The organism is Variovorax davisae, assembly GCF_030316845.1.
Classification (GTDB): Bacteria; Pseudomonadota; Gammaproteobacteria; order Burkholderiales; family Burkholderiaceae_C; genus Variovorax; species Variovorax davisae.
Window position 1 is genome coordinate 549,687 of the sequence record NZ_JASZYS010000002.1, and the last position, 19,344, is coordinate 569,030.

At 69.2% G+C, this 19,344-nt stretch carries 19 protein-coding genes; 10 read left to right on the forward strand and 9 right to left on the reverse strand.

The window, feature by feature from the left end; translation table 11 throughout:
- Positions 1 to 13: 13 nt before the first annotated feature.
- The 5 genes from QTI33_RS06915 to QTI33_RS06935 all read right to left on the reverse strand — a co-directional run bounded on the left by QTI33_RS06915 (position 14) and on the right by QTI33_RS06935 (position 5,356).
- Entirely contained in the window at positions 14 to 415 is a 402-nt protein-coding gene (locus QTI33_RS06915) for a GreA/GreB family elongation factor (protein ID WP_286505042.1), read from the reverse strand.
- A gap of 303 nt (positions 416 to 718) precedes the next feature.
- On the reverse strand, positions 719 to 1,945 hold the full coding sequence (locus tag QTI33_RS06920) for a M20 family metallopeptidase (RefSeq protein WP_286505043.1): 1,227 nt from the start codon (positions 1,943 to 1,945) through the stop codon (positions 719 to 721).
- A 1-nt stretch (position 1,946) separates the two neighbouring features.
- The gene (uraD, locus tag QTI33_RS06925) at positions 1,947 to 3,725 is read right to left on the reverse strand and encodes a 2-oxo-4-hydroxy-4-carboxy-5-ureidoimidazoline decarboxylase (RefSeq protein WP_286505044.1); all 1,779 of its coding nucleotides are present in this window, start codon (positions 3,723 to 3,725) and stop codon (positions 1,947 to 1,949) included.
- A 1-nt stretch (position 3,726) separates the two neighbouring features.
- Positions 3,727 to 4,677, reverse strand: coding sequence for an allantoinase PuuE (gene puuE / locus QTI33_RS06930; protein WP_286505045.1), 951 nt, complete (start codon positions 4,675 to 4,677; stop codon positions 3,727 to 3,729).
- 4 nt (positions 4,678 to 4,681) lie between these two features.
- Positions 4,682 to 5,356 carry a GntR family transcriptional regulator gene (locus tag QTI33_RS06935; RefSeq protein WP_286505046.1) on the reverse strand — a complete coding sequence of 225 codons (675 nt, stop codon included), beginning with the start codon at positions 5,354 to 5,356 and terminating at the stop codon, positions 4,682 to 4,684.
- Positions 5,357 to 5,430: 74 nt separating this feature from the next.
- Between QTI33_RS06935 and uraH the strand changes: the two genes are divergently transcribed.
- Entirely contained in the window at positions 5,431 to 5,793 is a 363-nt protein-coding gene (gene uraH / locus QTI33_RS06940; RefSeq protein WP_286505047.1) for a hydroxyisourate hydrolase, read from the forward strand.
- A gap of 1 nt (position 5,794) precedes the next feature.
- Here the strand turns inward: uraH and QTI33_RS06945 are convergent, their stop codons facing one another.
- Entirely contained in the window at positions 5,795 to 6,295 is a 501-nt protein-coding gene (locus QTI33_RS06945; protein WP_286505048.1) for a hypothetical protein, read from the reverse strand.
- 53 nt (positions 6,296 to 6,348) lie between these two features.
- Here QTI33_RS06945 and xdhC point away from each other — a divergent pair, with 53 nt between their 5' ends.
- From xdhC to QTI33_RS06980, 7 genes are all read left to right on the forward strand, one after another.
- A complete protein-coding gene (gene xdhC, locus QTI33_RS06950) occupies positions 6,349 to 7,161 on the forward strand; it encodes a xanthine dehydrogenase accessory protein XdhC (protein WP_286505049.1) in 813 nt (270 codons plus the stop codon).
- A gap of 210 nt (positions 7,162 to 7,371) precedes the next feature.
- Entirely contained in the window at positions 7,372 to 8,577 is a 1,206-nt protein-coding gene (locus QTI33_RS06955; RefSeq protein WP_286505050.1) for a urate hydroxylase PuuD, read from the forward strand.
- 26 nt (positions 8,578 to 8,603) lie between these two features.
- Positions 8,604 to 9,938 carry a glycerate kinase type-2 family protein gene (locus tag QTI33_RS06960; RefSeq protein WP_286505051.1) on the forward strand — a complete coding sequence of 445 codons (1,335 nt, stop codon included), beginning with the start codon at positions 8,604 to 8,606 and terminating at the stop codon, positions 9,936 to 9,938.
- A gap of 61 nt (positions 9,939 to 9,999) precedes the next feature.
- Entirely contained in the window at positions 10,000 to 10,761 is a 762-nt protein-coding gene (locus QTI33_RS06965; RefSeq protein ID WP_286505052.1) for a phosphatase PAP2 family protein, read from the forward strand.
- A 73-nt stretch (positions 10,762 to 10,834) separates the two neighbouring features.
- Positions 10,835 to 11,074, forward strand: coding sequence for an acyl carrier protein (locus tag QTI33_RS06970; RefSeq protein WP_286505053.1), 240 nt, complete (start codon positions 10,835 to 10,837; stop codon positions 11,072 to 11,074).
- Positions 11,071 to 12,279: a beta-ketoacyl-[acyl-carrier-protein] synthase family protein gene (locus QTI33_RS06975; protein WP_286505054.1), complete on the forward strand. Its 1,209-nt coding sequence runs from the start codon at positions 11,071 to 11,073 to the stop codon at positions 12,277 to 12,279. The genes QTI33_RS06970 and QTI33_RS06975 overlap by 4 nt, the downstream gene beginning before the upstream one ends.
- Before the next feature lie 37 nt (positions 12,280 to 12,316).
- On the forward strand, positions 12,317 to 12,856 hold the full coding sequence (locus QTI33_RS06980) for a DUF4136 domain-containing protein (RefSeq protein WP_286505055.1): 540 nt from the start codon (positions 12,317 to 12,319) through the stop codon (positions 12,854 to 12,856).
- 111 nt (positions 12,857 to 12,967) lie between these two features.
- Here QTI33_RS06980 and QTI33_RS06985 read toward each other — a convergent pair whose 3' ends face one another.
- From QTI33_RS06985 to QTI33_RS06995, 3 genes are read right to left on the reverse strand one after another with little or no spacing between them, the layout of a single operon-like run.
- Complete coding sequence (locus QTI33_RS06985) at positions 12,968 to 14,791, reverse strand: IlvD/Edd family dehydratase (RefSeq protein WP_286505056.1); 1,824 nt, start codon at positions 14,789 to 14,791, stop codon at positions 12,968 to 12,970.
- Complete coding sequence (gene denD / locus QTI33_RS06990) at positions 14,791 to 15,807, reverse strand: D-erythronate dehydrogenase (protein WP_286505057.1); 1,017 nt, start codon at positions 15,805 to 15,807, stop codon at positions 14,791 to 14,793. The genes QTI33_RS06985 and denD overlap by 1 nt, the downstream gene beginning before the upstream one ends.
- Before the next feature lie 11 nt (positions 15,808 to 15,818).
- Positions 15,819 to 16,637: a FadR/GntR family transcriptional regulator gene (locus QTI33_RS06995; protein WP_286505058.1), complete on the reverse strand. Its 819-nt coding sequence runs from the start codon at positions 16,635 to 16,637 to the stop codon at positions 15,819 to 15,821.
- A gap of 154 nt (positions 16,638 to 16,791) precedes the next feature.
- Between QTI33_RS06995 and QTI33_RS07000 the strand changes: the two genes are divergently transcribed.
- Together QTI33_RS07000 and QTI33_RS07005 are read left to right on the forward strand one after the other, a co-directional pair.
- Positions 16,792 to 17,865, forward strand: a complete 1,074-nt coding sequence (locus QTI33_RS07000; protein ID WP_286505059.1) for an ABC transporter ATP-binding protein — start codon at positions 16,792 to 16,794, stop codon at positions 17,863 to 17,865.
- Positions 17,866 to 17,902: 37 nt separating this feature from the next.
- Positions 17,903 to 19,231, forward strand: coding sequence for an ABC transporter substrate-binding protein (locus QTI33_RS07005; RefSeq protein WP_286505060.1), 1,329 nt, complete (start codon positions 17,903 to 17,905; stop codon positions 19,229 to 19,231).
- Positions 19,232 to 19,344: the final 113 nt, after the last annotated feature.

The window sequence follows — 19,344 nt, forward strand, 5'->3', positions numbered from 1 at the left end:
AAGGCGGCGCGCGCTAGCGCGTGTAGTCGCCGCTGGCTTCGGGCTGGTAGGCCATGGCGACGATCTCGGCCGCGCCTTCTTCGCCGCCGGGCAGCTGCCAGCGCGCGACCGCGCCGACCTTCAGGCCGAGCAGGGCGCTGCCGACCGGCGACAAGACCGAGATGAAGCCGGCACTGGGCTCCGAGTCGCCGGGAAAGCAGACGGTCAGCGTCTGCCGGCGCCGCGTGTGGGGGTCGACCAGTTCGACCTGCGAATACATCGTGACGATGTCCGCGGGAACCTCGCGCGAGCGCGTCACTTCGGCCGCGCCGAGGACGTTGGCCAGCGCGGGCGGCAGATGGCCGTCGAGCAGCTTGCTCAGGCGCGAGAAGTCATGTTCGGTGAGCGTTCGCTCGCCGAGGATGGTTGCATGCATGGGGACGCACTCCTGGTCGAATGCGGGCCGACCGAACGACGGGCAGGCACCGCGACGCGCGAGGTGGGTGCCCGGCGGTCGATGGTTGCGCTGAATGGGAGGGAAGCGGCCGCCGGGCTTAGGAATGTGCGGGCGTCGGCTGCAGGCCTGCCGCGCGCGCAGAAAACATCGGCTGCGCGAGCGCAGCGTGGTTCTGGAAGCGGGACGGGGCGTGCATGGGCCCGAGTGTATCGGGCAGTCACGCGAGGCTCAACCAATGGCCTCACGGTCCTTGCCAGATAGGGGCAACCGATCAGTGGCGCCTCACGTGAGTAGATCGCTCAGCGTGCGCGCGATGACCTTGGTGGCGCGTCGCAGGTCTTCGAGCACCACGCGCTCGTCGTTGCGCTTGGCATGCGACTCGAGCACCGTGCGCGGACCGGCGCCGTAGATCACGCCCGGGATGCCGGCCTCGCCGTACAGCCGCACGTCGGTGTAGAGCGGGGTGCCCATCGCCTTGATCGGCTCGCCGAAGAGTTCCTGGCCGTGCTTCTGTATGGCCTCGACCAGCGGCTTGTTGCCGGCCAGCGGCTTCATCGAGTTGGCCAGCAGCATGCGCTTGATCTCGACCGTGATGCCGGGCAGCTGCGCGGCGGCGTCGGCGATGACCTGGCGGATCGTGGCCTCGACCTCGATCGGGTTCTCCTCGGGGATCATCCGGCGGTCGAGCTTGAAGACCACCTTGCCGGGCACCACGTTGGTGTTGGTGCCGCCCTCGATGCGGCCGACGTTGAGGTAGGGGTGCGTGATGCCCTCGACCTTCGACGTCACCTGCTGGTAGAGCGTGTTCTGCGAATAGAGCGCGTTGAGGATGTGGACCGCACCCTGCAGCGCGTCGACGCCGGTGGTCGGGATGGCCGCATGCGCCATCTTGCCGTGCACCGTGACTTCCATCTGCAGGCAGCCGTTGTGGGCGGTGACCACTTCGTAGCTGAAGCCGGCGGCGATCATCAGGTCCGGCTTGGTCAGGCCTTGGGCGAGCAGCCAGCCCGGGCCCAGGATGCCGCCGAATTCCTCGTCGTAGGTGAAGTGCAATTCGACGCCGCCCTTGGCCGGCTTGGCGACCGCTTCGAGCGCGCGCACGGCGAAGGTGAAGCTGGCGAAGTCGCTCTTGCTCACCGCCGCGGCGCGGCCGTAGAGGCTGCCGCCGTCGATCTCGCCGCCGTAGGGGTCGTGGGTCCAGCCTTCGCCGGGCGGCACGACGTCGCCGTGGGCGTTGAGGGCGACGGTGCGGCCGCCGCTGCCGTACTTGCGGCGCACGATCAGGTTGGTGATCGATTCGAGGCCGTAGTCCTTGACTTCCTGCGCGGGCACGGGATGCTTCTCGGCCTCGAAGCCGAAGGCCTGGATCAGCTCGGCCGTGCGCTCGGCGTGCGGCGCGTTGTTGCCGGGCGGGGTGTCGGTGGGCACGCGCACCAGCGCCTGCAGGAAGCGGACTTCCTCGTCGAAGTGGGCGTCGATCCAGGCGTCGAGTTTGGTGTAGTCGGTCATGTCAGTGGGCCGGGTCGGTGGCGAGGTTGTCGAGCAGCAGCTGGAAGGCCTGCACGGCCAGCTGCATGTCGTCGTTGGTGCTCGATTCGAGCGGGTTGTGGCTGATGCCGGAGTTGATGCCACGCACGAACAGCATCGCCTGCGGCATCACCTCGTGCAGCTTCATGGCGTCGTGGCCGGCGCCGCTGGGCATGCGGAACAGCGGCACGCCGAGCGTGTCGACCGCCCGCTCCCAGCGCTGCTGCCAATCGGGGGCGCTGGGCGCGGCCGCGGCGCGCATGGTTTCCTCGAGCGTGTGGCGCACGCTGCGGCGCTCGCAGATGTCCTTCAGCGCGGCCACCACGTCGTTGGCCAGCGCATCGCGCTGGGCGTTGTTCGGCGCCCGCAGGTCGAGGCTGAACTTGCAGCGCCCGGGCACCACGTTGATCGAGCCGCTCGGCACTTCGAGCATGCCGACCGTGGCGACCGAGTCGCCGTCCTTGGCGGCGCGCTGCTCGGCGTACAGGATCAGCTCGGCCACCGCGGCCGCGGCGTCGCGGCGGCGGTCCATCGGGGTGGTGCCGGCGTGGCTGGCCATGCCGATGACTTCGCCGACATAGCGCACGCTGCCGTTGATCGAGGTCACGATGCCGAGCGGCAGGTCGAGCTCGGTCAGCACCGGGCCCTGCTCGATGTGGACCTCGACGAAGCCCAGGTACTTCGACGGGTCGCGCTGCAGGGCGGCGATGTCCTCGTCCTTCAGGCCCGCATGGCGGCGGGCCTCGCGCATCGTGATGCCGTCGGCATCCTGCTGGTCGAGCCAGCGGGTGTCGAAATGGCCGATCAATGCGCCGGAGCCCAGGAAGGTGGCCTTGTAGCGCTGGCCTTCCTCCTCGGCGAAGCCGACCACCTCGAACGCGAAAGGCAGGCGGCGGTTCTGCCGCTTGAGTTCGCGCACGCAGGCCATCGGCACGAAGATGCCGAGCCGGCCGTCGTACTTGCCGCCATTGCGCACGGTGTCGTAGTGCGAGCCGGTGAGCAGCGCGCGGGCACCGGGCGTGGCGCCTTCGTAGCGGCCGACCACGTTGCCGACGGCATCGATCTGCACGCTGTCGAAGCCGGCCTCGCGCATGTCGGCGGCGATCTGGGCGGCGCAGGCGCGGTGGGCGTCGGTGAGGTAGGTGACGGTGAGCTGGCCCTTCTCGGCGTAGCCCGGGTCGGTGTGGACCGAGAGCTTCTCGTGCCAATCCCAGACATCGTTGCCGAGCGTGGGGGTGGCGTCGAACTTGTCGTCGAGGCGGATCTCGGCGATGCGGTGGATGTTGCGCAGCGCCTCGCCGAGCTCGAAGTCCGGGTGGTGGTGCACGCGGCGCTCGAAGGTGTCGATGATCTCGCGCTTGGCCAGGCCGGTGCCGCGCGGGCCGCGCACCGCGAGGATGAACGGGAAGCCGAACTTGGCGTTGTAGTCGGCGTTGAGCTGCTGGATCTTCGCGAACTCCTCCGGCGTGCAGTCGGTCAGGCCGGCCTTGTTCTGCTCGTTGGTCGACTCCGCCGTCAGGCTCTTGCTGACCATCGCCTTGCCGGCGAGTTCCGGGTGGGCGCGGATCAGGCCGAGCTGCTCGGCGCGCGCGGCATGGGTCACGGCCTGCACCAGCGCGTGCTTGAGGTGCGGCAGCGACCGGAACGGCCGCGACACCAGCGATCGCGCCGCGATCCAGGGCGAATGCTCGTAGACGCCGTCGAGCAGCGCGACGGCTTCGTCGGCCGAGGCCGCGTTGAGTTGGTCGATGGTGAGCGCCATGTCAGTCTCCTTGGCGAGTGGCGTAGGGGTGCGTCGCCTTCCAGTGTCGCGCGATGTCGAGCCGGGTACAGACCCAGACCCGGTCGTGGGTGGCGATGTGGTCGAGGAAGCGCTGCAGCGCCGTGATGCGCCCAGGCCGCCCGAGCAGGCGGCAGTGCATGCCGATGCTCATCATCTTGGGCGCCTCGTCGCCTTCGGCATAGAGGGCGTCGAAGCTGTCCTTCATGTACTGGAAGAAGGGGTCGGCGTGCGAGTAGCCCTGCGGCAGCGCGAAGCGCATGTCGTTGCAGTCGAGCGTGTAGGGCACGATGAGTTGCGGCACGACCTGGCCGTCGGTCTTCTGCACCTTCATCCAGAAAGGCAGGTCGTCGCCGTAGTAGTCGCTGTCGTATTCGAAGCCGCCGTAGTCGGCCACCAGGCGGCGCGTGCGCGGGCTGTCGCGGCCGGTGTACCAGCCGAGCGCGCGTTCGCCGGTGAGCTTCTCGATGGCTTCCATGCCGAGGCGCATGTGTTCGCGCTCGGTGGCTTCGTCGAGGTTCTGGTAGTGGATCCAGCGCCAGCCGTGGCAGGCGATCTCGTGGCCCAGTTCCTTGAAGGCCGAGGCCAGTTCTGGGTATCGCTCGAGCGCCATGCCGACGCCGAACACGGTCAGCGGCAGGCCGCGCTTCTCGAACTCGCGCAGGATCCGCCAGACGCCGGCGCGCGAGCCGTATTCGTAGATCCCTTCCATGCTGATGTGGCGATCCGGATAGCTCGCGGGATTGAACATCTCGGACAGGAACTGCTCGCTGCCGGCATCGCCGTGCAGCACGCAGTTCTCGCCGCCTTCCTCGTAGTTGAGGACGAACTGGACCGCGATGCGGGCGCGGCCCGGCCATTGGGCGTGCGGCGGATTGCGGCCGTAGCCGACCAGGTCGCGCGGGTAGGGAAGGGTCGTGTCGTAAACGCTCATGGTGTCATGCGAGTGCGAGTGAGATGTCGTGCGTGGGGACCTTGCGGTCGAAGGTGAGGTTGGCCTCGACGTGCTCGAGGTGCTCGGTCATGAGGCGCACGGCGCGCTCCTCGTCCTTGGCGGCCAGCGCCTTGACGATGTCGGCGTGCTCGTCGTTCGAATGCTCGGCCGCGGTGGCGCTCTGGTACATCAGCGTGATGAGGGCGCAGCGCGAGATCAGCTCGCCGAGGATCTGCGCCAGCACGGTGTTGCCCATGAGCTCGGCCATGCGCACGTGGAAGTCGCCGAGCAGTTCGGTGCGGCCCGAGACGTCTTCGCCCGACACCGCCGCCTTCTCGAGCGCCACGTGCTCCTTGAGCGCCTTGATCTTGGCCGGCGTGACGCTGCGCACGAAGGCCCGCGTCATCTCGGCCTCGAGCATGCGGCGCACCGCGAACACCTGCCGGGCCTCGTCGACCGCCGGCGCCGCCACGAAGGCCCCGCGCGCGGGTTCGAGCCGGATCAGCTTGTTCTGCGACAGCTGGAACAGCGCCTGCCGCACCAGCGTGCGCGAGACGCCGAAGTGGTCGGCCAGCTTCTGCTCGGCCAGCTTGCTGCCGGGTTGCAGCCGGTGCTCCACAATGGCCTTGGTGAGTGCGTCGACGATCGCGCGGGTGGTGGTCGAGTCCATGCTTTTCATGATAGACCCAAAGCCCAGAACTGTATACACTTTTGTCGACCGTAATTTCCCCAATGCATTGAAGGAGCAGATCGATGGGCCTGAGCACTCACGTACTGGACACCATGCACGGCAGCCCCGCCGCCGGCATGGAGGTGGCGCTGTTCACGACCGATGGCACCGGCGAGGACGCCCGCGCCACGCTGGTGCGGCGTTTCAAGCTGAACGCCGACGGCCGCAGCGACGGGCCGCTCTATGACAACAGCACGCTCAAGACCGGCACCTACCGGCTGGTGTTCGATGTCGCGGGCTACTTCAAGGCCCGCGGCGTGACCTTGCCCGAGCCGAACTTTCTCAATCGCGTGGCACTGGACTTCGGGGTCGCCCACACCGACCAGCACTACCACGTGCCGCTGCTGGTGAGCCCGTGGAGCTACTCCACCTACCGGGGCTCGTGAGCTACTGCTGGCCTTCGCTGAGCGTATCGAGTTGGAAATGACCGCCTTCGTCCCACAGCCAGGTGTCGGTCCAGGTCACCTTGCCCAGCCGCGTCGCCGCCGGGTAGGGCGCGTCCATCAGCACCGTGCGCTCGATCTCGGCGATCACCTCGGGGGCATGGGTGGGCGCCCGCATCCAGTGCATCGACAGCACCCTGCCGTCGGCATCGAGGTTGACCTGCAGCGTGCCGACGGCGTAGAGCAGCGGCGGCAGCTTGCCGCCGTAGATCCGGTCCTTGTTGATCTCGTAGACGTGGCGGGCGGCGTCCTTGCGGTAGTCGCGCGCCGTGGCGGCGTTCGACGCCCGCGGCTTGCCGCGGCTCTGGTCGGCGGGCTCCGGGCGGGCGCTGCTGAGCTGGCCCGGCACGGCGCCGGTCGGCGCGGTGCTGCAGCCGGCCAGCCAGACGCTGGCGAGGAGGGCGGCCGCCAGGGCGAGGCGGCGCGAAGTGGTCTGAAATGGCATCGGCGGGTTTATACCGTGCCCGGCCGGGCGCCGGGCAACCGGAGGTATCGCCGATGACCGGCGCCGTCGACGAACTGCTGCTGCGCCTGCAGCGCCAGCGCGGCGTGCTGGTGCGCGTGGTCTCGACCCAGGGCTCGGCGCCGCGCGAGGCCGGCACCTGGATGGCGGTCTGGCCCGACGGGCTGACGGCCACCATCGGCGGCGGCCAGCTCGAATTCCAGGCCACCGACGAAGCCCGCGCCTGGCTGGCGGGCGGCCCGCCGATCGAGGGCGTGCAGCGCTATCCGCTGGGTCCGAGCCTGGGCCAGTGCTGCGGCGGCGTGGTGTTCCTGTCCTACCAGCTGGTCGATGCCGCCGACGCGGCGTCGCTGCAGTCCGAGCTGCTGGCGCAGCTGGCGCCGGTGGCGCTGTTCGGCGGCGGCCACGTGGGCGCGGCGCTGGCGCGGCTGCTAGCGACGCTGCCGTTCGCGGTGCGCTGGATCGACAGCCGCGACGGCGTGTTCCCGGCCGAACTGCCGGCGCAGATCGAGACCGAGCATTCCGATCCGGTGCAGCAGGCGGTGGCGCAGCTGGCGTCGGGTGCGCGGGTGCTGATCATGAGCTTCAGCCACGCCGAGGACCTGGACATCGTGATCGCCTGCCTCAAGCGGCTGCGCGAGCGCGACGACCTGCCCTACGTCGGCCTGATCGGCAGCAAGACCAAGTGGGCCACCTTCAGGCACCGGCTCGAGGCGCGCGGCTTCTCGGCTGCGGAGATGGACCGCGTGACCTGCCCGATCGGCGTGCCCGGCATCAGCGGCAAGGAGCCCGAGGTGATCGCCGTGGCGGTGGCGGCACAGTTGTTGCAATCCCTGCCGAAAGCATGAGGGCGCTCAGGGTTTTCCAGCACGCCAGGTGATGCAAAATCCACGAGCCAGCCTTCAAAATTGTATACACTTCAGTCCACAACAAGCCGCAGCGGAGCGAGATTCCACCCCGGGTCTGCGTTCGCGGCACTTTCTCTGCTTACAGCGCCCGCAGTGGTGAGCAGGTCGGAACACCTCGGTGCCCCCATGCGCCGACAAGGTTGAGAGCAAATGGAAAGCTACTACCTCGACTGGGCCAACCTGCTCCTGCGCTGGGTCCATGTCATCACGGCCGTCGCCTGGATCGGCGCGTCCTTCTACTTCGTGATGCTGGACAACAGCCTCGAGAAGCCCGAGGACCAGGAATCGCTCGACAAGGGCGTCGGCGGCGAGCAATGGGCGGTGCACGGCGGCGGCTTCTACAACATGCAGAAGTACGCGCTGGCGCCCAAGCGCCTGCCCGACCATCTGCACTGGTCGTACTGGGAAAGCTATTCGACCTGGCTCACGGGCTTCGCGCTGTTCACGATGTCCTATCTGTGGAACGCCAGCACCTACCTGATCGACAAGTCCAAGATGGACTGGCAGCCGGGCGCCGCGATCGGCGTCGCGCTGGCCTTCTTCGTCGTCTTCTGGATGGTCTACGACAGCATCTGCCAGCTGTTCGGCCGGCGCAAGAACGGCGACACCATCGTCGGCGTGCTGGTCGCGGTCTTCATCGCCTTCGCGGCCTGGCTGGCCTGCCAGTGGTTCGCCGGCCGGGCCGCCTTCCTGCTGGTCGGCGCGATGATGGCCACCACCATGAGCGGCAACGTGTTCTTCTGGATCATCCCCGGCCAGCGCAAGAACGTGCAGGCGCTGCGCGAAGGCCGGCCGGTGGATCCGGTGCACGGCCAGCGCGGCAAGCAGCGCAGCGTGCACAACACCTACTTCACCCTGCCGGTGCTGTTCGCGATGCTGAGCAACCACTACAGCTTCACCTACACCCACAAGTACAACTGGATCGTGCTGCTGCTGATCATGCTCGGCGGCGCGGCGATCCGGCAGTTCTTCGTGGTGCGGCATCGCTTCAAGCTCGGCAATGCGGGCAACCCGATTCCCTACGCGCTCTTCGGCATCGCGGTGCTGGGCCTGACCATCATCTGGATGAAGCCCGAGCCGGCGGCGGCACCGGCGCCCGGGGCGGCGGTGCAGAAGGTCAGCTTCGGCGACGTGCAGAAGGTGCTGGAGCAACGCTGCTACATGTGCCACGGCGCGCAGGTGCAGATGAAGAACGTGCGCCTCGACACGTCCGACCAGGTCGCGGCGCATGCGCAGGCGGTGTACCAGCAGGTGGTGGTCACCAAGATCATGCCGATGAACAACGCGACCGGCATCACCGACGCCGAGCGGGCCCTGATCGGCAAGTGGTTCGAAGGCGGTGCCGGCACGAAGTAGCATCTGGCGCAGGAGACCAGCAAGCCATGACCCCGACGACCCCCCGGCCGATCCCCGACGCGCATTCGGCCCCGCGTGAATTCCTGGAGCATCTCTACCGCGTGGCGGTCGAGCGGGCGCTGCCGCTGGCCAGCATGGGCGGCTACCTGCCCGCACCGCCCAAGGGACGCACGCTGGTGCTCGGCGCCGGCAAGGCCGGCGGCTCGATGGTCCAGGCGCTCGAGGCGCTCTGGCCGGCGGACGCTGCGCTGTCCGGCCTGGTGGTCACGCGCTATGGCCACATCCCGCCGCGCCCCGCCGGGCTGGCCGCGCGCATCGAACTGGTCGAGGCAGCCCATCCCGTGCCCGACCAGGCCGGGCTCGACGCCGCCCAGCGCATCCTCGCGCTGACCCAGGGGCTGACGGCCGACGACCTGGTGCTGTGCCTGATCTCGGGCGGCGGCTCCTCGCTGCTGACCCTGCCGGCCGAAGGGCTCACGCTGGCCGACAAGCAGCGCATCAACACCCAGCTGCTCGAGTCGGGCGCCCACATCGGCGAGATGAACTGCGTGCGCAAGCATCTCTCGCGCATCAAGGGCGGCCGGCTGGCCGCCGCCTGCGCACCGGCGCAGGTCGTGACCCTGACCATCAGCGACGTGCCGGGCGACGACCCGGCCGTGATCGCCAGCGGCCCCACCGTGCCGGATGCGAGCCGCTGCGCCGACGCGCTGGCGATCCTCGACCGCTACCGGATCGAGCTGCCCGCGGCGGTGCGGGCCCGGCTCGAAAGCGGTGCGCTCGAGACCCCGAAGCCGGGCGATGCCGCCTTCGACGGCCACCAGACCCATGTGATCGCGGCCCCGCAGCAGTCGCTCGAGGCGGCCGCGGCGGCGGCGCGCGCGGCCGGCATCGAGGCCCATGTGCTGAGCGACGAGATCGAAGGCGAATCGCGCGAGGTCGGCAAGGTGCACGGCGCCCTGGCGCGGTCGGTGTCGCTGCGCGGCGCGCCCTTCGCCAAGCCCTGCGTGATCCTGTCGGGCGGCGAGACCACGGTCACGATCCGGCCGCGGCAACCCGGCCAGGCCAAGGGCCGCGGTGGCCGGGCGGGCGAGTTCTGCCTGGGGCTGGCGGGCGCGCTGGCCGGCCGCGAGGGCGTCTGGGCGCTGGCCGCCGACACCGACGGCATCGATGGCGTCGAGGACAACGCCGGCGCCATCGTCACGCCCGACACGCTGCGCCGGGCCGAGGCGGCGGGCGCCAAGCTGGCCGACCACCTCGACCGCAATGACGCCTACGGCTACTTCGACGCCGTCGGTGACCTGCTGGTGACCGGGCCGACCCATACCAACGTCAACGATTTCCGGGCCCTGCTGATCGTGTAGCTTGAGGCCGACACGCCCGGCGCGTTGGCTGATGAGAGAATCACCGACAACGCCGAGCCTCATGAATCCACCCCACGACCTGCGCCCGGCGCCCCGCCCCTTCGAGAGCTGGAAGGTCGAGATCTGGTTGCGCATCCGGCGCCACTTCGCCCTCAAGGTGATCGGCACCACGGCCTTCACGTGGCTCTTCTTCATCGGCTACTTCCACCTGCTGCGCCAGCCCGCCGGTCCGGTGACCGTGATGCCGCTGACCGCGCTCGACCACCTGGTCCCGTTCCAGCCGCAGGCGCTGGTCGCCTATTTCTCGCTCTGGCTGTACGTGGGCGTGGCGCCCGGGCTGCAGCTCACCTTCAGGGAGCTGGTGGTCTACGGCCTGTGGGTCGGCGCCCTGTGCCTGACCGGCCTGGCGGCGTTCTTCTTCTGGCCCACGCAGATCCCGCCGATGACGATTCCGCCAACCGATTTTCCCGGCTTCGCGATCCTGCAGGGTGTCGACGCCGCCGGCAATGCCTGCCCGTCGATGCACGTGGCGATCGCGATCTACACCGCCATCTGGATCGAGCACATCCTGCGCCAGGCGGGTGCGCCGATGCTCCTGCGGCTGGCCAACGGGCTGTGGTTCGCGGCCATCGCCTGGTCGACCGTGGCGATCAAGCAGCATGTGGTGCTCGACGTGGTCGCGGGGGCGGTGCTCGGCATCGTGTTCGTGCTGCCGTCGCTGCGCTGGCGCCCGCGTCCGGCCGCGATGCCGGCCATTTGGAGCGGATATCATGAGGCGACACTGCCCGCGGGCCGATTCGGCGGCCGAGCCAGGAGGAACTGAGACTCGTGGGCCGACTTCCACAACATCGCCGTCCGCCAGGGGGACGGCCAGAAATGACGACGGACACCGCACGATGAGTTCGCTGAAGGAATTGCAGGACCTGATCCACGAGAAGTACGGCATCGAAGCGTCCGCGCTGGACCCGGAGGCCTCGATGCGCGAGAAGGGTTTCGATTCGCTGGCGCTGGTCGAGTTCGTGTTCGCCATCGAGGACCACTTCGGCATCACGATGCCCGACGACGACCCGAACATCGACACGCTGGCGCAACTGGCCGCGGTGGTCGACAAGGTCAGGGCGAAGCAGACCGCGTGAACGCCGTTGCCGTCGCCGTCACCGGCCTGGGCGTCGTGGCTCCCCACGGCGACGATCCCGGCAGCGTGTTCGACGCCCTGCTGCGCGGCGACTCCGCGCTCCAACCGGTCTTTCCCGAACTGCCCAAGCCGGCGGTCGCGGCCCGGGCGGCCTTCGACGAATCGCGCTGGTTCACCAAGCTGCAGCTCGCCGGCGTCGACCGCGTGAGCCAGCTCGCCGTGGCCGCGGCCGACCTGGCCATGCGCGATGCCGGCGCCGTCGGCGCGCTCGATCCCGAGCGCATCGGCGTCTTCGCCGGCTGCGGCATGGGCGGCGCCGCGGCGCTCGAGGCCGCCTACCGGGGCGGCGGGCGGGTGCCGCCCTTGACCATCCCGGCCTTCATGCCCAACGCGCCGGCCTCGCACGTGGCGATGCGCCAGGGCGTGCAGGGCCCGGTGCTGACCTATTCGGTGGCCTGCGCCTCGTCCTCGGTGGCGATCGCCGAGGCGGCCAAGGCGGTGCAGCGCGGCGATGTCGAGCTGGCGATCGCCGGCGGCAGCGAGGCGCTGATCGTGCCCGGGGTGGTGCTCGCCTGGCAGGCGATGCAGACCCTGGCCAGCGTCACGCCCGGCGAGGAGGCGCGCGCGGTGCGGCCCTTCGCCAGCGACCGCAGCGGCTTCGCGCTCGGCGAGGGCGCCGCCTTTCTGGTGCTCGAATCCGCCGAGCGGGCCCAGCGGCGCGGCGCACGGACCTATGCCCGACTGGCGAGCTGGGGCCTGAGCTGCGACGCCACGCATCTGACCAAGCCGGACGCGCTCGGCCAGGCGCGCGCGCTGCGCCAGGCACTTCGCCTGGCCGGCCTGCAGCCGCGCGACGTCGGCTACTGCAACGCCCATGGCACCGCCACGCGCATCGGCGACGTGGTCGAGCGCGACGCCCTGGCCGAGGTCTGGGGCGGCGACCTCGACCGCCTGCGCGTGAGTTCGACCAAGGCGCTGCATGGCCACCTGCTCGGCGCCGCCGGCGCGCTCGAGGCCGTGGCCACGGTGCTGGCGCTGCATCGGCGCGCGCTGCCGCCGAACATGCACGGCACCGCGCTCGATCCGGCCTGCGCCCTGAACCTGGTGGCGCCCGGCGATACGGCGGCGCCCGAGCTGCAGGCCGCCATCAGCAACTCCTTCGCTTTCGGCGGCACGAATTCGGTGCTGCTGTTCAGCCGCGGCTGAGCGCTAAACTGCTTTTTCACCTCGCTTGGGATTCGACATGAACAGACGTTTCGCTGCCCTGGCCGCATTGGCCCTTCCGCTGCTGATCGCGGCCTGCGCGACCGTCGGCGGGCCGACGGTCAAGATCGACGTCGACCCGGGCGCGGATTTCTCGCGCGTGCGCAGCTACAGCTGGGTGGCCCGGCCGGACGGCGGAACGCCGCTGATGCAGCAGCGCATCGTCGACGGCATCGACGCCCGGCTGCAGGCCAAGGGCTGGAAGCTGGCGCCCAATGGCGACATCCATGTGTCGGCGCACGTGTCGTCGACCGAGAAGGAAAGCCAGAGCGCCTACTACTCCCGCGTGGGCTACCTGGGCTGGGGCGGCTTCGGGCCGCCGGCGCCCAACACGGCAGCGCCCACCGACACCTACGAGGTCGGCACCCTGGTGGTCGAGATGGTCAATGCGCAGAGCAAGCGCTCGGCCTGGCGCGGCACCGCGAGCGGCACCTTGCACGACGACCCGGCGAAGATGAATGCGCTCTTGCAGGCGGCGCTCGACAAGATGTTTGCCGGCTTCCCCCCCGGCTCGAAGTAAGCGGCGGGTTCCCTTCCAGGAATACCGCGGAACCGGCTTTGCCGGGCCGCTGGTATTGCCCCCGGCGAGGGGGTGGGCGCCCGACACGAAGTGCGGGCAACCGGGGGGAGGTCAATGATTGTCTCGGGGGATGCCGAAGGTCGCGTGGATCTTCTGGTACTTCACGGCCGGCTTGAGCACCATGCCCTGCGACAGCTCGTCGACGATGCCGCGCTGGATCTCCTGCCAGGGCGTCTGGCTCGGCGGGAAGGGGTAGCCGCCGGCGGCGGCCAGCTCGGCGCGGCGCCGGTCGAGCTCTTCGTCGGACACCAGCATGTTGGCGGTGCGCTTCTTGAGGTCGATGCGCACGCGGTCGCCGGTGCGCACCAGCGCCAGCCCGCCGCCGGTCGCGGCCTCGGGCGAGGCGTTGAGGATCGAGGGCGAGCCCGAAGTGCCGGACTGCCGGCCATCGCCGATGCAGGGCAGGGCCGTGATGCCCTTCTTGATCAGGTAGGACGGCGCCCGCATGTTGACCACCTCGGCCGCGCCGGGATAGCCGACCGGGCCGACGCCGCGCATGAACAGCACGCTGTGCGGGCCGATCTTCATCTTCGGATCGTCGATGCGGTGGTGGTAGTCCTCGGGGCCGTCGAAGACGACGGCCGTGCCCTCGAAGGCCATCGGGTCCTTCGGGTCCTCGAGGTAGCGGTCGTGGAACTCGGGCGTGATCACGCTGGTCTTCATGATCGCGGATTCGAACAGGTTGCCCTTGAGGTTGAGGAAGCCGGCGTTCTTCTTCATCGGCTTGGCGTAGGGCCAGATCACCTCGCGGTCGCTGGTGAACTTGCCCTCGCAGTTCTCGATCAGCGTCTTGCCGTTGGCCGTGAGCGCCGGCTTGATCTTGCCCTTGGCGATCAGCTCGGCGACCACCGCGGGCACGCCGCCGGCGCGGTAGTAGTCCTCGCCCAGATACTCGCCGGCGGGCTGCAGGTTGACGATCAGCGGGATCTTGTAGCCGATCTTCTCCCAGTCGTCGGGCGTGAGCTCGACGCCGATGTGGCGGGCGATCGCGATCAGGTGGACCGGCGCGTTGGTCGAGCCGCCCAGCGCCGAGTTCACGACGATCGCGTTCTCGAAGGCCTCGCGGGTCATGATGTCGGAGGGCTTCAGGTTCTCGCGCACCATCTCGACGATGCGCCTGCCGGTCATGTAGGCCATCTCCTGGCGGTCGCGGTAGGGCGCGGGAATCGCGGCGCTGCCCGGCAGCGTCATGCCGAGCGCCTCGGCCAGCGAATTCATCGTCGACGCGGTGCCCATGGTGTTGCAGTGGCCGGTCGACGGCGCCGACGATGCCACCAGCTTGAGGAACTCCTGGTACCCGATTTCGCCGGCCGCCATCATCTCGCGCGCGCGCCAGACGATGGTGCCCGAGCCGGTGCGGTCGCCCTTGTACCAGCCGTTGAGCATCGGTCCCGAGTTGAGCGCGATCGCCGGGATGTCGACCGTGGCCGCCGCCATCAGCTGCGCCGGCGTGGTCTTGTCGCAGCCGGTGGTGAGCACCACGCCGTCGATCGGGTAGCCGTAGAGCACCTCGACCAGCGACAGGTACTGCAGGTTGCGGTCGAGCGCCGCGGTGGGCCGCTTGCAGGTCTCCTGGATCGGGTGGATCGGGAACTCGAAGGCGATGCCGCCGGCATCGCGGATGCCTTCGCGGGTGCGTTCGGCCAGCACGAGGTGGTGCCGGTTGCAGGGCGCGATGTCGGAGCCGGTCTGGGCGATGCCGATGATCGGCCGGCCCGACTGCAGCTCGTCGAAGCCGAGCCCGAAGTTCATGGTGCGCTCGAGATAGAGCGCCGTCATGTCGGCATTGGCCGGGTTGTCGAACCAGGCCTGCGAGCGCAGCGCGAGGGGCTTCGGCTTGGCAGCCGGGGATTTTTTCTTCGTGGGGTTCTTCATCAGGACATTCCCTTCAAGGTCTGGTCTGCATTCGGCAGCGCCGCGCAGTCGTCGATGTACTGCCGGACGATATCGGCAAAGTTCTCGTGCGGCAGCAGGCCCAGGCGGGCGGCCCGCGCGGCGCTGGCGCCGCCCGGCCAGTTGGCCACGATGCCGGCGATGCGCTCGTCGCGCTCGAAGCGCACCAGCGCGCGCACCTTCGGGCCGGCCACCGCCTCCAGGGCGTCGAGCATGTCGGCCACGCGCACGTTGAGCGCCGGCAGGTTGAGCGCCGTGCGGCCGCAGAAGGCCTCGCGCGTGGCTTCGTAGACGGCGATGAGGCCGTCGACGGTGCGGGTCGGCGAGGACATGGGGTGCGACACCTCGGGCGAGACCGGGCAGATCGATTCGACGCCCGCCAGCGGCTCGCGGATGATGCCGCTGAAAAACGACGAGGCGGCGCCGTTGGGCCGGCCCGGCCGCACGGTGACGGTCATGAGCCGCGCGGCGCGGCCGTCGATGTAGCCCTTGCGGGTGTAGTCGGCCACCAGGTGCTCGCAGATCAGCTTCTGCGTGCCGTAGGAGGTCTGCGGCGCCGGCAGCGTGTCGTCGGCCACCAGCTTCGGAAGGGGCACCGCCGGGTCGGGCCCGAACACCGCCACCGAGCTCGAGAACACCAGCCGCGCGACCTTGCCGCCGCCGTTCACGTGGGCCCGCAGCGCATCGAGCAGGGCCCGGGTGCTGTCGAGGTTGGAGCGCAGGCCGAGGTCGAAGTCGAGTTCGCATTCGCCCGACACGGCCGAGGCCAGGTGGAAGATGCCGTCGAAGGGCTCCTCGCGCAGCGCCTCGGTGTGCGCGAGCAGCGGGCCGGTGCGGGCCTCGACCCGGGCGTCGGCCAGCAGGTCGGCCGGCGGCGGTGCGATGTCGGTCAGGACCATGCGCTCGATGCGCTGGCCGTCCAGGGTGCCGCGGGCGAGCAGGGCGCGGGCGAGCCGGGCCCCCACGAAGCCGCCGCCGCCGGTGATCATCAGTTTCATGTCGGTCTCCTTCAGTGCTTTGCTGGTCTGTCGGGTGCCGGGCGCGCGGAGCGCGCGACCCGGGCGGCGGCCTGGCGGCGCCGGCCATCGATGATGCCGCCTTCGACCAGCCGCTGCTCCCCGCGGATCAGGTGGTCGTTGGCATGCAGCCGGGCGGCCACCGGATCGTGGGCCGCGATGGCTTCGAAGATGGCGCGGTGCTCGCTCTGGACCGCGGTCATGAAGTCGGCCCGCCGGGCCTCGTTGCCGCGCGTGATGCGCATGCCTTCACGCAGGTACTGTTCGAGGAAGCCGAGCAGCAGCCGGAACTGCGGATTGCCGGTCGACTCGCCGATCACCCGGTGGAAGGCCAGGTCTTCGGCCACGCCGTCGCGGCCCTCGGCCACCGCGGTGTCGATGGCCGCGAGGGCGCGGCGCAGGGCGGCGATCTGGCCGCGCGTGGCGCGCTCGGCGGCCAGCGCGGCGATCTCGCCTTCGAGCACGCGGCGCACCTCGACCACATGCACCACCGCCTGCACCGAGGTCAGCACGGCCGGGTCGAAGGCCAGCGCCTGGTTGACCGGGGGCGGCGCGACGAACACGCCGGAGCCCTGGCGCGACTGCACCAGGGCCCTGGACTTGAGCTGGTGGACCGCCTCGCGCACCACGGTGCGCGAGACGCCGTGGGCGGTGGCCAGCTGCTGCTCGGTCGGCAGCCGGTCGCCGGCCCGCAGCGCGCCGCTGTCGATCTGCGCGCCCAGCAGCGCCGCCAACCGGTCCGACAGCCGGTCGACGACCAGCGGCTGGGGTTGGGGAGAAGCGGCGTTCCGCACGGCAGAGGGAGAGATCAAGGCGGTTATCAGGTCATCATACAAATTTTGCGCGGGTTAATGCCTAACGGTTTGCCCTGATGCGCCGACCGGTCGCGATGCCAATACTGCGCGCTTGCGGCATGGAGTCCTCCATGGCCCGATGTCGACTCGCGACCTTTCAGGACTTCAGTGCATGGCCAGTGTCACGATCCAGTCAGTCAAGAAGAACTTCGGTGATGTCGCCATCCTGCATGGTGTGGACATCGACATCCAGGACGGCTCGTTCACCGTGCTGGTCGGCCCGTCGGGCTGCGGCAAGTCGACCCTGCTGCGCATGATCGCCGGGCTCGAGGAGATCAACGGCGGCGAGATCCGCATCGGCGACAAGCGGGTCAACGACCTGCCGCCCAAGGAGCGCGACATCGCGATGGTGTTCCAGAACTACGCGCTCTATCCGCACATGACGGTGCGCGAGAACATGGCCTTCGCGCTGGCGCTGGCCAAGATGGACAAGCCTTCCATCGAGGCCAAGGTCAAGCGTGCGGCCGAGATCCTGGCGCTGGCGCCGCTGCTCGAGCGCTATCCGCGCCAGCTCTCGGGCGGCCAGCGGCAGCGGGTGGCGATGGGGCGGGCCATCGTGCGCGACCCGCAGGTGTTCCTGTTCGACGAGCCGCTGTCCAACCTCGACGCCAAGCTGCGGGTGGCGATGCGCAGCGAGATCAAGGAACTGCACCAGCGCCTGAAGACCACCTCGATCTACGTCACGCACGACCAGATCGAGGCCATGACCATGGGCGACAAGATCGTCGTGATGCGCGACGGCCGGATCGAGCAGACCGGCAGCCCGCTCGAGCTCTACGACCATCCGGCGAACCAGTTCGTGGCCGGCTTCATCGGCTCGCCGTCGATGAACTTCCTGCCCGGCACCTTGCGCCGCGGCGGCGGCGCGGCCCGGGTCGAGCTGGCCGACGGCACCCAGCTCGACGCCCCGCTCGCCGCCGGCGGCGTCGATGGCCAGCCCGTGATCTACGGCACCCGGCCCGAGCACCTGACCTTGGCCGACGGCGGCGGCATCCCCGCGCGGGTGGCCGTGATGGAGCCGACCGGCATGGACACCTTCGTGGCCTGCCGCCATGAAGGCGTGGAGCTGTCGGCGGTGTTCCGCGAGCGCCACGATTTCGCGCCCGGCACCATCATCCACCTGCAGCCCGATCTTCAGCGGGCCCACCTCTTCGATGCCGCCAACGGCCAACGCCTGGTGGCCTGACCTTTCATTTCCGGCCGTTCAACAACAGGAGACATGAATGAGTGACATCAATCGCCGCAAGATTCTGAAGAGTTCGGCCGGCCTCGCGGCCGCGGCCTCGCTCGGCGTCGGCACCGCGATCTTCTCGCCGCTGGCGAACGCGCAGACCCTGGCCTTCAAGCCCGAGAAGGGCGCCAAGCTGCGGGTGCTGCGCTGGAGCCGCTTCGTGCAGGGCGACATCGACGCCTACATGGCCAACGTCAAGCGCTTCAGCGAGGCCACCGGCATCGAGGTGCGGGTCGACAACGAGGGCTGGGAGGACGTGCGGCCCAAGGCGGCGGTGGCGGCCAACACCGGCGCCGGGCCCGACATCATCCTGTCGACCAACGACGACGCCAACCTCTATCCGGACAAGCTGCTCGACGTCACCGACCTGGCGGAGTACCTGGGCAAGAAGTACGGCGGCTGGTACCCCGCCGGCGAACTCTTCATGCGGCCCGACGGCAAGAAGTGGATCGGGCTGCCGCTCGGCGCCTCGGGCTCGCTGATCGTCTACCGCGAGAGCATGGTCAAGGCGGCCGGCTTCGACAAGTTCCCGACCAACAACGACGATTTCCTCAAGCTCTACAAGGCGCTGAAGGAAAAGGGCACGCCGGGCGGCATGGCGCTGGGCAACGCGACCGGCGACAGCACCTGGACCAACTGGCTGATCTGGTCCTTCGGCGGCAAGCTGGTCGACAAGAACAACAAGGTGGTGCTCGACAGCCCCGAGACGCTGAAGGCGCTGGAGTACGCCAAGGAGCTCTACGCCAACTTCATCCCGGGCACGCTGTCGTGGCTCGATCCGAACAACAACAAGGCCTTTCTCGACGGCCAGATCAGCGTCACCAACAACGGCATCTCGATCTACTACGCGGCCAAGAACTCGCCCGATCCGAAGGTCAAGGAAATGGCGTCGGACATCAACCATGCGGTATTCCCGGTCGGGCCGGTGGGGGTGCCGACCGAGTCGCACCTGTTCTTCAACCAGATGATCATGAAGTACACCAAGTACCCGCAGGCCTCCAAGGAGTTCCTGCGCTTCATGATGGAGCGGCCGCAGTTCGACGACTGGCTGCAGGGCGCCGGCGGCTACGTGGCGCAGCCCCTGAAGGCCTACGAGGCCAATCCGATCTGGACCTCCGACCCGAAGAACACGCCCTACCGCGATTCGGTCAAGAACCTGCGGCCGGCCGGCTACGAAGGCAAGCTCGGCTACGCCTCGGCCGGCGCGGCGGCGGACTTCATCATCCCGAACATGGTGGCCGAAGCCGCCAGCGGGTCGAAGACGCCGAAGGAAGCCGCCGAGCGCGCCCAGAAGCGTGCCGAGCGCTACTACAAGGTCTAGGATGAAAGCTCTCCCCCAGGTTGGCTCACTTCGTGTAGCCGCCCACCCCCTCACCGGGGGCAACACCAGCGGCCCGGCAAAGCCGGTTCCGCGGTGTTCCTGGAAGGGAGCCA

Excerpts from the sequence above, each read along its gene's own strand:
- QTI33_RS06915 (WP_286505042.1), bottom strand. The coding sequence starts at position 415 with ATGCATGCAACCATCCTCGGCGAGCGAACGCTCACCGAACATGACTTC.
- QTI33_RS06920 (WP_286505043.1), bottom strand. The coding sequence starts at position 1,945 with ATGACCGACTACACCAAACTCGACGCCTGGATCGACGCCCACTTCGAC.
- uraD (WP_286505044.1), bottom strand. The coding sequence starts at position 3,725 with ATGGCGCTCACCATCGACCAACTCAACGCGGCCTCGGCCGACGAAGCC.
- puuE (WP_286505045.1), bottom strand. The coding sequence starts at position 4,677 with ATGAGCGTTTACGACACGACCCTTCCCTACCCGCGCGACCTGGTCGGC.
- QTI33_RS06935 (WP_286505046.1), bottom strand. The coding sequence starts at position 5,356 with ATGAAAAGCATGGACTCGACCACCACCCGCGCGATCGTCGACGCACTC.
- uraH (WP_286505047.1), top strand. The coding sequence starts at position 5,431 with ATGGGCCTGAGCACTCACGTACTGGACACCATGCACGGCAGCCCCGCC.
- QTI33_RS06945 (WP_286505048.1), bottom strand. The coding sequence starts at position 6,295 with ATGCCATTTCAGACCACTTCGCGCCGCCTCGCCCTGGCGGCCGCCCTC.
- xdhC (WP_286505049.1), top strand. The coding sequence starts at position 6,349 with ATGACCGGCGCCGTCGACGAACTGCTGCTGCGCCTGCAGCGCCAGCGC.
- QTI33_RS06955 (WP_286505050.1), top strand. The coding sequence starts at position 7,372 with ATGGAAAGCTACTACCTCGACTGGGCCAACCTGCTCCTGCGCTGGGTC.
- QTI33_RS06960 (WP_286505051.1), top strand. The coding sequence starts at position 8,604 with ATGACCCCGACGACCCCCCGGCCGATCCCCGACGCGCATTCGGCCCCG.
- QTI33_RS06965 (WP_286505052.1), top strand. The coding sequence starts at position 10,000 with ATGAATCCACCCCACGACCTGCGCCCGGCGCCCCGCCCCTTCGAGAGC.
- QTI33_RS06970 (WP_286505053.1), top strand. The coding sequence starts at position 10,835 with ATGAGTTCGCTGAAGGAATTGCAGGACCTGATCCACGAGAAGTACGGC.
- QTI33_RS06980 (WP_286505055.1), top strand. The coding sequence starts at position 12,317 with ATGAACAGACGTTTCGCTGCCCTGGCCGCATTGGCCCTTCCGCTGCTG.
- QTI33_RS06985 (WP_286505056.1), bottom strand. The coding sequence starts at position 14,791 with ATGAAGAACCCCACGAAGAAAAAATCCCCGGCTGCCAAGCCGAAGCCC.
- denD (WP_286505057.1), bottom strand. The coding sequence starts at position 15,807 with ATGAAACTGATGATCACCGGCGGCGGCGGCTTCGTGGGGGCCCGGCTC.
- QTI33_RS07000 (WP_286505059.1), top strand. The coding sequence starts at position 16,792 with ATGGCCAGTGTCACGATCCAGTCAGTCAAGAAGAACTTCGGTGATGTC.
- QTI33_RS07005 (WP_286505060.1), top strand. The coding sequence starts at position 17,903 with ATGAGTGACATCAATCGCCGCAAGATTCTGAAGAGTTCGGCCGGCCTC.